Annotated in this window: 13 protein-coding genes; 7 read left to right on the top strand and 6 right to left on the bottom strand. The window is 70.0% G+C overall.

Translation table 11 applies throughout. The features are described from left to right. Positions 1-152 precede the first annotated feature (152 nt). Positions 153-899 carry an NAD(P)H-binding protein gene (locus AW271_RS17770; RefSeq protein WP_062338118.1) on the top strand — a complete coding sequence of 249 codons (747 nt, stop codon included), beginning with the start codon at positions 153-155 and terminating at the stop codon, positions 897-899. Between the two features lie 42 nt (positions 900-941). After that, positions 942-1,268 (top strand): DUF1877 family protein, encoded by a 327-nt coding sequence (locus AW271_RS17765; RefSeq protein WP_157554295.1) that lies wholly within the window; start codon positions 942-944, stop codon positions 1,266-1,268. On the opposite strand, the gene AW271_RS17760 is transcribed toward AW271_RS17765, so the two are convergent. Next, positions 1,252-2,121 carry a 3-methyladenine DNA glycosylase gene (locus tag AW271_RS17760; protein ID WP_245653098.1) on the bottom strand — a complete coding sequence of 290 codons (870 nt, stop codon included), beginning with the start codon at positions 2,119-2,121 and terminating at the stop codon, positions 1,252-1,254. The two genes, AW271_RS17765 and AW271_RS17760, sit on opposite strands and share 17 nt — an antisense overlap. A 10-nt stretch (positions 2,122-2,131) precedes the next feature. On the opposite strand from AW271_RS17760, the gene AW271_RS17755 reads away from it, so the two are divergent. Then, positions 2,132-2,845, top strand: a complete 714-nt coding sequence (locus AW271_RS17755; RefSeq protein ID WP_062338112.1) for an SDR family NAD(P)-dependent oxidoreductase — start codon at positions 2,132-2,134, stop codon at positions 2,843-2,845. On the opposite strand, the gene AW271_RS17750 is transcribed toward AW271_RS17755, so the two are convergent. The 3 genes from AW271_RS17750 to AW271_RS17740 form a co-directional block, all read right to left on the bottom strand. Next, positions 2,842-3,402, bottom strand: coding sequence for an SRPBCC family protein (locus AW271_RS17750; RefSeq protein ID WP_062338111.1), 561 nt, complete (start codon positions 3,400-3,402; stop codon positions 2,842-2,844). The genes AW271_RS17755 and AW271_RS17750 overlap by 4 nt on opposite strands. Next, positions 3,399-3,722: an ArsR/SmtB family transcription factor gene (locus AW271_RS17745; RefSeq protein WP_062338109.1), complete on the bottom strand. Its 324-nt coding sequence runs from the start codon at positions 3,720-3,722 to the stop codon at positions 3,399-3,401. The genes AW271_RS17750 and AW271_RS17745 overlap by 4 nt, the downstream gene beginning before the upstream one ends. A gap of 192 nt (positions 3,723-3,914) precedes the next feature. Next, complete coding sequence (locus tag AW271_RS17740; RefSeq protein ID WP_062338107.1) at positions 3,915-7,115, bottom strand: amidase family protein; 3,201 nt, start codon at positions 7,113-7,115, stop codon at positions 3,915-3,917. 110 nt (positions 7,116-7,225) lie between these two features. On the opposite strand from AW271_RS17740, the gene AW271_RS17735 reads away from it, so the two are divergent. Both AW271_RS17735 and AW271_RS17730 read left to right on the top strand, forming a co-directional pair. After that, positions 7,226-7,855, top strand: coding sequence for an NUDIX domain-containing protein (locus AW271_RS17735; protein ID WP_083976785.1), 630 nt, complete (start codon positions 7,226-7,228; stop codon positions 7,853-7,855). Between the two features lie 41 nt (positions 7,856-7,896). Next, complete coding sequence (locus AW271_RS17730; protein WP_062338105.1) at positions 7,897-8,112, top strand: hypothetical protein; 216 nt, start codon at positions 7,897-7,899, stop codon at positions 8,110-8,112. Positions 8,113-8,461: 349 nt separating this feature from the next. Here the strand turns inward: AW271_RS17730 and AW271_RS17720 are convergent, their stop codons facing one another. Next, entirely contained in the window at positions 8,462-10,309 is a 1,848-nt protein-coding gene (locus AW271_RS17720; protein WP_062338590.1) for an AMP-binding protein, read from the bottom strand. A 45-nt stretch (positions 10,310-10,354) separates the two neighbouring features. On the opposite strand from AW271_RS17720, the gene AW271_RS17715 reads away from it, so the two are divergent. Beyond that, positions 10,355-11,110 (top strand): inositol monophosphatase family protein, encoded by a 756-nt coding sequence (locus tag AW271_RS17715; protein ID WP_062338101.1) that lies wholly within the window; start codon positions 10,355-10,357, stop codon positions 11,108-11,110. 54 nt (positions 11,111-11,164) lie between these two features. On the opposite strand, the gene AW271_RS17710 is transcribed toward AW271_RS17715, so the two are convergent. After that, a complete protein-coding gene (locus tag AW271_RS17710) occupies positions 11,165-11,716 on the bottom strand; it encodes a hypothetical protein (RefSeq protein WP_062338099.1) in 552 nt (183 codons plus the stop codon). A 211-nt stretch (positions 11,717-11,927) separates the two neighbouring features. Between AW271_RS17710 and AW271_RS40750 the strand changes: the two genes are divergently transcribed. Further along, positions 11,928-13,224, top strand: a 1,297-nt coding sequence (locus tag AW271_RS40750; protein ID WP_218008081.1) for a glucuronyl esterase domain-containing protein, incomplete at its 3' end; no start/stop codon positions are given.

Genomic DNA, 13,224 nt, shown 5'->3' with positions numbered 1-13,224 from the left:
TATAGGGAGACGGCCCTGTCGGCCCCGTGGTTGACGGCGACTCCGAATCGTCACCGGCCTCAATGAGCTCGTCTGTCCCGCGGAAAACCAGTGGCGCCCGTCGGAGGGGATCGATTCACTGTCCGGCGGGTTTCCGCACACCGAGGAGTTCCATGTACGCAGTCACCGCCGCCACCGGCCAGCTCGGCCGCCTGGTTCTCGACCGGCTCAAAGGTGACGTGGTCGCCATAGCGCGCGATGTCTCCCGCCTCCCGGCGGGGATCGAGGCGCGGCACGGCGACTACGACGACCCTCACAGCCTGGAGGCGGCGTTCGCCGGGGTCGACCGGCTGCTGCTGATCTCCTCACCGGAACTCGACGCCGCCCGCCGGATCGCCCAGCACCGCAACGTGATCGACGCCGCCGTGGCGGCGGGCGTGACCGCCGTCGTCTACACGAGCTTCCTGGACGCCGACACGGTCGCCACCGGAATGACCGAGGCCCACCACGCCACCGAACAGGCCATCTTCGCGAGCGGCCTGGCCTGCACCATCCTGCGCAACCCCTTCTACGGCGACGCCTTCCTGCCCCGGGTCACCGAGGGCGTCATCCGGAGCAGCACCGGCGGCCGGGGCCTGAACACCGCCTTCCGCGAAGACCTGGCCCAGGCGGCGGCGAACGCCCTGACCGGCGAGGGCCACCTCGGCCGCGCCTACGACCTGACCGGCCCGCTGTGGACCTACCCGGAGGTCGCCGAGGCTCTCGGCGTCGCCTACGAGGAGGTGCCCGACGCGGGGCCCGGCCCGATGGCCTGGCTGAACGGGCTGGTCAGAGGGGGCGCCCTCGAACGCCAGACCGGCGACCTGGAGTCGCTGCTGGGCCGGCCCGCCGAGACGGTGGTCGAGCGGATGCGGTCCTGAGCCACTTCCCGCCCCGGCGGGTGGTCTTCTAGGGTGCGGCCGGTGGGAGTCGTCAACGCCTATGCCTGCGTCCCGGCCGATCGGCTCGACGCCGAGCCGCCGGAGCCGGAGTTCGACATCGACAAGGCCGGCGACGACCTCGCCGACCTGCTGGCCGACGCTCCCTACGACGTCATCGACGGCGACCGGCTCACCCCCGACCAGGTCAGGGCCTCGGCCGGCTACCTGGCGGCCACGCCCTGGGAGTCGCTCGACCACGACCTGCCCGACGACGAGGCCGACTACGTCAGAGACCACTACGAGCGGTTGCGGGCCTTCTTCGCGGCGGCGGCCGCGAAGGGGCACGGCGTCGTCATCGTGCAGAGCTGAGTGCGGCGCTGAGCCGGTCGCACCAGGCGATCAGTTCGGCGCGCAGCGGGGCCGCCCGGCCGGCGAACTCCCGCTGCGTCGCCGCGTAGACCGTGCGGCCCTCGGGCGTCTCGATCGGGATCGGCTCGTAGCCCAGGTGCCGCAGGTCATAAGGGCTGGCGCGCATGTCGACCGCTCTGATGTCCCAGGCCAGTTCGAAGCAGTCGGCCACCAGTTCGCCGGGCACCAGGGGCGAGAGCTTGACCGCCCACTTGTAGAGGTCCATGTTCGCGTGCAGGCAGCCGGGTTGTTCCGTCGCGGGCTGGAGTTCGCGCGAGAGCGGCAGCGTGTTCAGGGGCCGGGCGGGTTCGGTGAAGAAGCGGTAGGCGTCGAAGTGGGTGCACTTCAGCGGGCGTTCCTCGACGGCCGCGGCGACCCGTTGCGGTGACAGGCGGAGCGGCTGGGAGGAGTGGCGGATCTCCTCGGTCCGGTAGACCATGGCCCATTCGTGCATGCCGAAGCAGCCGAACTGGCCGGCCCGGGAGGCGGTGCGCCGCAGCAGGTCGGCGATCCAGGTGATCGAGTCGAGGCGGCGGGCGACCAGGTCGGCGACGTCGAGGGTCTGGCCGCCGGGCACGTCGACGTAGCCGGTGCCGAAGTCGGCGGCCCCGTCCAGGACGGTGAACGCGCCGGGATGCCAGCGCCGCAACCGGCTGGGGCGGTAGCCGTAGTAGCTGAACAGGAAGTCCTCGACCGGGTGGGCCCGGGATCGTCTGCGGCGTTCGAGGTGGGGCTCGATCCACACGTCCACCCGGGTGTGGTGGGCCTCCTGGCGGGCCCGCCACTCTCGCTCGTCCAGCCTTGTCACGCGCATCATGCTAGGCATGCGACGTACCTATGTGGTCACCGGAGGAGGCCGGGGGATCGGCCGGGCCATCGCCGAGCGGTTGTCACGCGACGGCCGGGTGGTGGTGGTCGACCTCGATCCCGGGCCGGTCGGCATCCCCGTGGAAGGCGACGCGGCCGATCCGGCCGTCGCCGAGAGGGCCGCCGACCTGGCCGAGGAGCACGGCGAGCTGGTCGGCTGGGTCAACAACGCGGCCGTGTTCCGTGACGTGTCCCTGCACGCCGACCCGCCGCGCGAGGTCATCGACGTGATCGGGCGGAACCTCGACCCCGTCGTCGTCGGCTGCACGACGGCGATCAGGAGGTTCCTCCCGAAGCACCGGGGCGCGATCGTCAACGTCTCCTCCCACCAGGCGCAGCGCCCGGTCCGGGGAGCCATGGCCTACGCGACGGCGAAGGCCGCCACCGAGGGGCTGACGAAGGCGCTCGCCGTCGACTACGGACCCTGCGGCATCAGGGTCAACGCGGTCGCGCTGGGCTCGATCTGGACGGAGCGCTACGCGGCGTACACGAACGATCGGGTGGAGGAGGAGATGCGCCGCCTCCACCCGATCGGCCGGGTCGGCCGGCCGGAGGAGGTCGCCGAAGCCGTCGCCTACCTGCTCTCGGACGCCGCCTCGTTCGTCAGCGGCGCCGTGCTCCCCGTGGACGGCGGTCGCGCGGCGCTGGGCCATGATCCCGAGGAGGTCTAGGACGCGTACTGCTGCAGGGCCATCTGCCGGGCCGTCTCGATCTCCTCGGCCGTCGCGGTGCCGGACGCCTCGATCGCGGCGGCCCAGGCCGCCACGGTGGCCTGCCCGTATTCGGGGGTGACCTGGCCCCGGGCCTCCTTGCCGGTGAGGAAGAGCTCCAGCGCCAGGAACGCCTCGTCCCAGCCGGGGCCGACCCAGAGCGCGCCCGCGCCGCTCTGGGCCATCGCGACCGGGACCGAATGGGTCAGTTCGAGGGTGGTCGCGTCGTCCTTGCCGGTCAGGGTGACCGTGACGATGCTCGTCTCGTCGCCGTAGGTGACCTTGAGCAGCGGCTTCTCGCAGGTCAGGATGGTTCCCCCGGCCCCGCCCTCGGTGGCGAACACGCCGCCGGGCCGCAGGTCGCCGCTGACCGGGAGGAACCAGCGCTTGAGGCGTTCGGGGTCGGTCAGGGCGTCCCAGACGTCGTCGACGGGGGAGCCGAAGTCGCGGCGCAGCACGACGGCGACGGTCTCGTCGTCGCGGGTGACCTCGCGGGAGGTCCAGCCGATGTCGATCATTTCTTCCTCCTCGTGCGAGCCAGCTCGGTCTCCAGGGCGTCGAGGCGCTGGGACCAGAAGCGGCGAAACGGTTCGAGCCACACGTCGACCTCCCGGAGGGGGGTGGAATCGACGACGTAGAGGCGTCGGGTGCCCTCGGCGCGCACGGTCGCGAAGCCGCTCTCGCGGAGCACCCGCAGGTGCTGCGCGACGGCCGAATGAGAGATCCCGAACTCCGCCCGCACGGTCGCGGTGATCGCACCCGAGGTCAGCTCGCCTTCGCTGAGGAGCTCGATGATGCGGCGGCGCACGGGATCGCCCAGCACGTCGAAGGCGTTCACGTGCCCGACTATGTCAGTTCTAGGTTATATAAGTCAATGCCGACATAGTTCGGCCGCGCGGAGGTGCGGGCCCGTCAAAGAGCACTTTTCTTTACGGCTCCGCCCACCCTGAGACCGGGGCGAGTGGCTCACGACGTACACAGAAAAAGAAGGGCCTGCGCGGGGAACGCGGGCCCTTCTCGGTTCAGGTGGTCAGCCCTTGTAGCGGGGCGCCTGGCGGTCGCCCGGCAGGCAGAACTCCCCGGTGAAGAAGGTGCTCTCCGGCACGCAGCGCCACATGCTGGGGTTGGTGTAGCTGGGCGCGAGGCGGTCGTCGATCGCCTGCTCCAGCGCGTGGCCGCCCGCCAGCAGCTTCGCCTCGGAGAAGGCGCCGCCGATGAGGGTCACCCCGATGGGGTTGCGGCCCGCCGAGCTGGCCTGCGCGCCATACCCGGCCGGGATGGTGAGCGCGGGGTAGCCGGCCCGGTCGGCGTAGCCGATCACGTTGCTGCCGCTCGGGACCATGATCAGGTCGTAGCCACCGAGGACCGTGTCCAGGACCGCCTTGTTGGCGGCCTTGCCGTTCGCGAGGTCGGCCGTGTACTTGGCGCTGGTCGCGGGGTCGGACAGGTCGACCGCGTTGGCGGCCAGCAGCTGGCCCTGCTGGTACTTCAGGCCCTCGACCGGGTTGGCGACGTTGTAGTCGATGATGCTCTGCAGCGTCGTCCCGGGCTTGGTCGCGGCCAGGTAGGCGTTGACGTCACGCTTGAACTCGGTGCCGACGATGCTGTCGGTCGCGGCCGGCGTGGCGACGTTCACCTGGGTCACGGTCGCGCCGAGGCCCTGGAGCTTGGCGATCGCGTCCTGGTAGGGCGCGCTCGTGCTGGACACCACGGCGATCTTCTTGCCGGCGAGGGCGTCGGCCTTCAGATCCTTGGTGTAGTCGGCGTCGGAGTCGTCGATCACGTTGAGGATCGTCGCGGCGTCGCCGACGCTGCGGGTGATCGGGCCGAGCGCGTCCTGCGACTTGGCGACCGGCAGGACACCGGAGGTGCTGACCAGGCCGACGGTCGGCTTGAGGCCCACCACGCCGGCCGCGTCGGCCGGGGCGAGGAGCTGCGCCGAGTCGGGCGAGGTCTCCATGCCGATCGTGATCGCGGCCAGACCCGAGGCGGTGGCCGCCGCGGCGCCGGCCGACGAACCCGCCGGGGTCTTGTCGGTGTCGTTCGGGAGCAGGACCTGACCGCCGAGCGAGCTGTAGCCCTTGGGCAGGTTGGCGTCGAAGACGCCGTTCAGCTCGGTGACGTTGGTCTTGCCCAGGATGATCGCGCCGGCCGCCTTCAGCTTGGCGACGAGGGCCGCGTCGGCGGCGGGCTTGGTGCCCTGGAGGGCGATCGAGCCGCCGGTGGTCGACAACGACGTGGCGTCAATGGTGTCGTTCAGCAGCACCGGCAGGCCCCAGAGGGCGGGCCGCGCGTCGGGGCTGCGGTACCTGCCGCGCTCGTGGTCGAGCTTGCGGGCCTCCTTGATCGCGTCCACGTTGATCTCGCGCACGGCCTGCAGGGCCGGGCCCTCGGCGTTGGTCAGCGCGATGCGGTCGAGGTAGGCGCGGGTGAGCTCCTCGGCCGAGACCTCGTCGTTCCGGAGCTTCTTGATCAGGCTCTGCGCGGTCTCGGTCTCCAGCGAGAAGCCGAGGGCACGCGAGTCGTAGCCGGTCACCTTGAGGACCGCGTCGTAGTCGGGGTTGCAGCCGCCGCGCGCCGCGAACGGCGGGGCCGGGGTCGTCTTAGCGCAGCGGTACATGCTCGGGTTGACCAGCGAGGCCGGCTGCCGAAGCTTGGTGGCCTGCTCGATGACGTAGGCCACGCCGAGGAGGTCGAACTCGTCGTAGGCGCCGCCGTGGACCGCGACGTTCTGGGCCCGCCGCTGGGTCGCGGTGTAGCCCATCGGGATCGTGATCGTCGGGTAGCCGGCCTGCGGGGCGCTCGGCGTGCTGCCCAGGATGGCGATCACCGGGTCGGCGGGCTGCGCCGGGTCGGAGTTGGGGTAGGTCATCATGTCGTCGATGGCCTTGTGCCAGGCGGCCTTACGGATCGCCAGGTTGGTGCGGTAGAGCTGCTCGTTGGCCCCGCCCGGCGTCACGTCCGACAACGACGCGTTCAGGTGGGAGTTGTTGCCGAACTTCAGCGCCTGGTGCGCTTCGGCCTGGTTGACCTGGATCTCCTGGAGCAGCGACTTGATCGGCGCCTGCGGGCCGAGCCGCTCGTAGTAGGAGTCGATGCTCTTGTGCTGCTCGTAGCCGCTGGGCAGCGCGGGCAACGAGGGGACGGTCGCCGTCGGCCGGGGCACCATGATCGCTCCAGCGGCCACGAGGGCGTCGTACGCGATCTTGAGCGGGCTGCCCTCGGTGAGGTTGCCGTTGTAGCCGATCTTCTTCCCGGCCACGAAGTTCAGGTCGAGGGCCTTCATGTAGTCGGGCAGCGTGGCGGGGAGCGCCGGGATGATGCCCTTCTCGATGTAGTCGTCGCCGAACATGGCCTTGTACCCGGCGTCGGCCACCGGGTCGGGCCCGGCGATCGAGGCCAGCGTGAGCGCGGCGTCGGAGACGCTGCGGACCATCGGTCCGGCGATGTCCTGCGAGGCCGAGATGGGCGCGATGCCGTACCCGGGCACGAGGCCGACGGTGGGCCGCAGCCCCACGAGCGACTGCGCGTTCGACGGCGAGATGATCGAGCCGGAGGTCTCGGTCCCGATGCCCAGCGTCGACAGGGCCGCGGCCATGGCGGCGCCGGTGCCCGATGACGACCCGGAGGGGTTCTGGTCGGCGTCGATGCCGTTGATGACCTGGCCGCCGTAGTTCCCGAAACCGGAGGGCTGGTTGCCGAAACTGTTGGCGTATTCGGACAGGCCCACCTTGCCGAGGATCACGACACCGCGTTCCTTCAGCTTCTTGGTGATGCCGGCGTCGGAGGCCGGGAACGACTGCCGCAACGACCAGTTGTTCGCCGTCGTGGCCATGCCCTCGACGTCGATCAGGTCCTTGAGCAGGATCGGCAGCCCCATGGCGGGCCCGAGCGACTTGCCCTTCTTGCGGAGGCGGTCGTACGCCTCCGCTTCTCTTAAGGCGTTCGGATTGAGGTCGGTGACCGCGTTGAGCCCCGGCCCGCGCTTGTTCAGCGCGGTGATCCGGTCGATGTACGCCTTGGTCAGCTCGACCGAGGTGAGCTTGCCGGCGGCCATGAGGGAGATGGCCTCGGCGCCGGTCAGCGTTTCGAGGTCGAGCTCGACCTTGGCGGCTGCCGGTTGTGCGTGGAGGGTGACGAGGGTGAGGGAGAGGGAAGCGAGGGAGATCAGGACTTTGCGCACCACGTGCTCCTTGAGGAACCCGGTATTGCGCTGGACGCTATAGATCATCCGTTACGGTGATATGTCATATATGTTCCCTGGGGGAAACCGCCCGTACTGACGGGTTTAACGGACGTCCGAGACCCTGGACCCTTCCATCACGCTTAGGGTGAGTGGTCATGGACGACCAGCAGCGCCGTCGCTTGTCCCTCAGCGGCATCGGCGAGTCGGGCGACGGCTCCGTCTCAGAACGGGTCGAGGAGATCCTGGCGGAGCGCTTCTCCGGCCCGGTGATCACGACGATCTCGACCCGGGAGGTCTACCGGAACCCCTGGATGACCGTCCACGAAGACGAGATCGTCTACCCCGACGGCACCCCCGGCGTCTACGGTTACGTCGAACGCTCCGACTTCGTGCTGGTCATCCCCGAGGAGAACGGCGGCTTCCACCTGGTCGAGGAGTACCGCTACCCGATCAGGCGCCGCTCGTGGAGCTTCCCCCAGGGCGGGGCGAAGGCCCCCGACCGCGAAGCCGAGGCGCGGGTCGAACTCGCGGAGGAGACCGGGCTGCGGGCCGAGAACCTCCGGTTCCTCGGCCGGCTCGACAACTCCCACGGCCTCAGCACCCAGTCGATGCACGCCTTCGTGGCGACGGGCCTGACCACGGGCGAGACGGCCCGCGAGGTCACCGAACAGGACATGCGGCAGAAGTGGGTGTCACGCGCGGATTTCGAGCAGATGATCAGGCGCGGCGAGGTCACCGACGCGTCCTCCGTGGCGGCCTACGGCCTCTATCAGATGCGGCTCTAGAACCTCCCTGCCAGCCATTTGAGCCGGATTACACTGGCGCCGTGCCTGCCTACGAAGAGCTGCGCCACCTGATCGACAGACTCTCGCCCGGCCAGGCGCGTCGCGTGCTGCGACTGGTGCAGAACGAACTCGCCGACCCGGTGATCGCCGACAGGCCGCAGCGTCAGGTGTCGTTCATCGGCATCGGTGAGGGCGACGAGGATCTTTCGGAACGGGTGGAAGAGATCTTGGCGGAGCGGTTCATTCGCCCGGTTTGACCGTGGCGCATCTGGATACCGGCCCGATGGTGGCCGGTGCCAACCGCAAGAACAAACACCCCGTTTCTTGGGCACGTCTGCGGGAAGCTCGGCCCGGAGGCGCATGCCGGCTTCCTGGAGCCGGCGGTGGAGACCTTCGAGCCGGTCGAGCTGTTCCCGTCGATATGCGGCGGGCGGCTGACCTCGTCCGTCAGTACAAGGGCGCCGACCTCGACACGGTGGACGTCTCCGTCATGGCCGTCGCCGAGCGCCTTGGTGTCAGGCAGATAGCGACCTTGGATCGCCGGGATTTCGGTCTCGTTCGCCCACGTCACATCCCCGCATTCCATCTGCTGCCGGAGACCGTCCCCTAGGAGACCTCCGGTCGCAGCACCGCGCGCAGGTTCTCCAGCACCGACGGGTCTTCGATCGTCGACGGCACCGGTTCCTCGCGGCCGTCGGCCAGGGCGCGCATCGAGCGGCGGAGGATCTTGCCCGAGCGGGTCTTCGGCAGGGCCGGGACGACCGCCACGGCGCGGAAGGCCGCCACCGGGCCGATCTCGCGCCTGACCGCGTGGATCAGGTCGTCGGCGAGCCGCGCCGGGGTGATGTCGGCGCCCGCCTTGAGGACCACCAGCCCCAGTGGGATCTGGCCTTTGACCTGGTCGAACACGCCGATGACCGCGCATTCGGCCACGGCGGGGTGGGCCGCCAGGACCGCCTCCATGGTGCCGGTCGACAACCGGTGGCCGGCGACGTTGATCACGTCGTCGGTGCGGCCCATGACATACAGGTAGCCGTCGTCGTCGAGGTAGCCTCCGTCGCCCGTTAGGTAGTGGCCCGGGTGGCGGGTCAGGTATTCGCGGATGTAGCGCTCGTCGTCGTGCCACAGGGTCGGCAGGGAGCCGGGCGGCAGGGGGAGTTTGAGGGTGATCGCGCCGTCGGGCTGGATCCGGACGTCCCAACCCGGTAGCGGGACCGTCGCCGAGCCGGGCTTGGTGGGCAGGGGCTCCAGGCCGCGGGGGTTGGCGGCGATGGGCCAGCCGGTCTCGGTCTGCCACCAGTGGTCGACGACCGGCACGCCCAGGCGCTCGCCGGCCCAGTGGTAGGTGTCGGGGTCGAGGCGTTCCCCGGCCAGGTAGAGGGCGCGGAAGCTCTTCAGGTCGCCGATCAGCTTTCCGTCGGGGTCGACGCGCTTGATCGACCGCAGCGCCGTGGGCGCGGTGAACAACGTCACCACGCCGTGTTCGGCGACGACCCGCCAGAAGGCCCCGGCGTCGGGGGTGCCGACGGGTTTGCCCTCGTAGAGCACGGTGGTGGCGCCGATGAGGAGGGGGGCGTACACGATGTAGCTGTGGCCGACCACCCAGCCCACGTCGGAGGCGGTCCACCAGACCTCGCCGGGGGCGACGTCGTAGACGTTCAGCATCGACCAGGCCAGCGCGACCGCGTGGCCGCCGGTGTCGCGGACGATGCCCTTCGGGCGGCCGGTCGTGCCCGAGGTGTAGAGGATGTAGAGCGGGTCGGTCGCCTTCATCGGAACCGGCTCGGCCGGTGCCGCGGCCGACATGAGCTCGAACCAGTCGACGTCGCGTTCGTCCATGCGGGCGACCCCCTGGTCGCGCTGGAGCATCACGATGACGTCGGGGCGGTGCCGGGACAGGCCGAGGGCCTGGTCGATGATCGGGCGGTATTCGACGGTACGGTTCGGCTCCAGCCCACAAGAAGCGGCCACGATGGCCTTGGGGGCGGCGTCGTCGATGCGGGCGGCCAGCTCACGCGGCGCGAACCCGCCGAAGACGACCGAGTGGATCGCCCCGATCCGCGCGCAGGCCAGCATCGCGATCACGGCCTCGGGCACCATCGGCATGTAGATGATCACCCGGTCGCCTGTGCCGACGCCGAGCGACCGCAGCCCCCCGGCGAACCGGGCGACCTGATCGGTGAGCTGCTCGTAGGTGAACCGCCGGACCTGGCCGGTCATCGCGCTGTCCCAGATGAGCGCGGTCTGCCCGCCCCGGCCGGCCGCGACGTGCCGGTCGAGGCAGTTGTACGCCGTGTTCAGCTCCCCGTCGGGAAACCAGCGGTAGAGCGGGGCGGCCGAGTCGTCGAGCGCCCGTGAGGGCGGGGTGACCCAGTCGACCGCGCGGGCGGCCTCCAGCCAGAACGTCTCCGGATCGGCCAGGCTGCGCCGGTACACGTCTCGATAGTCGGCCATGAATTTCACAGTACGCCTGCCCATCTCGCGGGTCAGGATGGACATATGAGTCTTTCTGATGCCGAACTGGCCGTTGCCGCCGCCGAGACGGGCGCCGCCGTCGTCCGTTCCCTCTACGGAAAGCCGGTGCCCCGGTACGACAAGACGTCCGTCGACTTCGCCACCCAGGCCGACCTCGAGGCCGAGCAGGCCATCCTCGACCTGATCAGCGAGCACCGCCCCGATGACGCCTTCCTGGGCGAGGAGACCGGCCTGAGCGGCTCGTCCGACCGGACGTGGATGGTCGACCCCCTGTGCGGCACCCTGAACTTCGCCGCCCAGACCCCCTTGATCGCCGTGAACGTGGCCCTCCGGGTGGGCGGCCGGGACGTGGCCGCGGCGGCGGCCGACCCGATCAGCGGCGAGGTCTTCTGGACCGACGGCGTCCGGGCCCAGGTGGGCGACCAGCCGTTGACGCCGTCTCCCGACTCGAAGCTGGTCGACTTCAACCTCGACCCGCCTTATGGCGACCTGCTGTCGGTGATCGCGGCTCCCGGCTTCGCCGAGAGGTTCAGCCCCCGGGTCATGTCGACCTCGCTGGCCTGCTTCTGGGTGGCGGCCGGGCGGCGCGCGGCCTATCTGAGCGACGGAGACAAGCGGGACAGCGTGCACTTCGCGGCGGCGCTGGCGGTGTGCCGGACGGCCGGGTGCGTGGTGACCGACCTCAACGGGGGGCCGTTCGAGACGGGGGAGGGCCTTCTGGTGGCAGCCGACCGGGAGACGCATGAGGCGTTGCTGGGGATGATCCTGCACGGCCGATGAAAAGCCCGCTGCTCTTTTCCGGCAAAGCCGCAATCGCCTGACGCGGGAATTCCGTCAGAGGTGACCCAGGTCGGGCAGCGGTTCCCCGTCGCGGGGTGATCGTCGTTCGGTCAGCCAGAACAGGTAGTTCCGGAGGTATTCCTCCAGTTCTCCGTTGTCGATCGACGCGGCGAAATCCCGGAGTGCCGGCACCCGATCACGGTCCCAATCCCGGTCGCTCGTCGCGTACTCCGCAGCCAGGCTTTCGGCGAAGGCGCGAACCTGCCCGCGTCGGGCCCACCATTCGCGCACCGACTCGGGCGTCCAGCGGTCGTCTCCGTCGCGGGCGTAGTCGCCGAACGGCTCCTCCTCGATGGCGTCCAGAATCTCGCCGAGCCCGTCGCGGTCGCGCGCCTGCCGGTAGACGAACTCCTGTCCTTCGGCATCGCACAACACGTGCCGGGGCGCGACGATCGGTCCGGCTCCGCACGTGTCGGTGTCGGCGCCGTAGAAGGGGCCGGGGACGTTCAGCGGGTTCCGCCGTTCCCAGGTGCCGCGGAAATGGCCTGCCAGATGTCTTCGAACCGCGATCTGTTCGAGCGCCTCGGGGAGGGGGTCCCAGTACACAGAACGATCATAGTGCCTCGAAACTTTTCGATCCGAAGATCGTCTGAAACCTGATGATTTCAGCTACTTTCGCTGGACGCTGAAACGTACACGAGAATCGAAGCAGTTCACAGCCGTATCGCCGGTCGAAACGTTTCGTCGTGGCGTTGACGACTTTCGGAGCGCTCCCGACACTGGGCCCGCCACCCACCCCTCCCGAAGGGAGAGCCCAGTGTCCTTCCGCTCGATGGTCGTCGTGTTCACGACGGCCGTCCTCACGATCGCCGGAGCGGTCACTCTGTCACCCGCCTCGGCGGCCTCCACGGTCGAGAACGAGGGCGCCGACTGCGCCGTGACCCTGCCCGACGCCGGGTCGCTCCCGACGAACTCCCGCCTGCCCGACCCGTTCCGGCGGCTGAACAACACCCGGATCACCAGCAAGGCCGACTGGCGTTGCCGCCGTGAGGAGATCAAGCGCCTTTCCGAGCGCTTCATCTACGGCGAGAAGCCCGGCAAGCCGTCGAGCGTCACCGGCACCGTCTCCCGGACCAGCATCACCGTCAACGTCTCCCACCAGGGCCGCAGCTCCAGCTTCTCCGCCCCGGTCGAGGTGCCCAGCGGCAACGGGCCGTTCCCCGTCGTCGTCGTGTACGGGGGATTCGGCGCCGACATCAACGCCATCAAGGCCGCCGGGGTGGCCGTCATCAGGTACGACCCCTACACGGTCGGCCGTGAGGGCACCCCGCGCAACAACAAGCAGGGCGCCTTCTACAGCATCTACGGCGCGCAGAGCCAGACCGGCCTGCTGGTCGCCTGGGGCTGGGGCGTCTCCCGCATCATCGACGTCATCGAGTCGTCCGGGAGCTCGATCCTCAAGGCCGACGCGACCGGCGTGACCGGCTGTTCCCGCTTCGGCAAGGGCGCGTTCGTCGCGGGCGCGTTCGACCAGCGCATCGCGCTGACCATGCCGATCGAGTCGGGCACGGCCGGCGTGCCGATCCTTCGGGGTGTGCCGGGTGAAGGGGCGCAGAGCCTGAGCAGCGCCTACGGCGAGCAGCCGTGGTTCGGCGACGCGTTCGGCTCGTTCACCGGCAGCCCGACGCGGCTCCCCGTCGACACGCACTCGGTCGTCGCCATGATCGCTCCGCGCGGCCTGTACGTCATGGACAACCCGCACATCGCCAACCTCGGCCCGCGCTCGGCCAGCGTCGCGGCCCTGGCCGGAGCCGAGGTCTACAAGGCGCTCGGCGCGGGCGAGAACATCTCCTACTGGTCGGACGTCGCCGACGGCACCCACTGCGCCAACCGCGCGGAGTGGCGCGACCAGCTCAACAAGAACCTGCGCAAGCACCTGCTGAAGACGGGCAACGACGCGGGCGCGATCCGCGTCTCGTCGCGGGCGTCGGGCAACCTCGCCGAGTGGCGCGACTGGACCACCCCCACCCTGACCGACGGCCCGAACCCGACCCCCACGCCCACGCCGACCCCCAGCCCCACCCCCACCCCGAGTCCGACGCCCACGCCGACCC

Source organism: Herbidospora sakaeratensis, from assembly GCF_001570525.1.
Lineage (GTDB): Bacteria > Actinomycetota > Actinomycetes > Streptosporangiales > Streptosporangiaceae > Herbidospora > Herbidospora sakaeratensis.
Note: the sequence above shows the minus strand (reverse complement) of the source record. Positions and strands in the feature narration are given on the sequence as shown.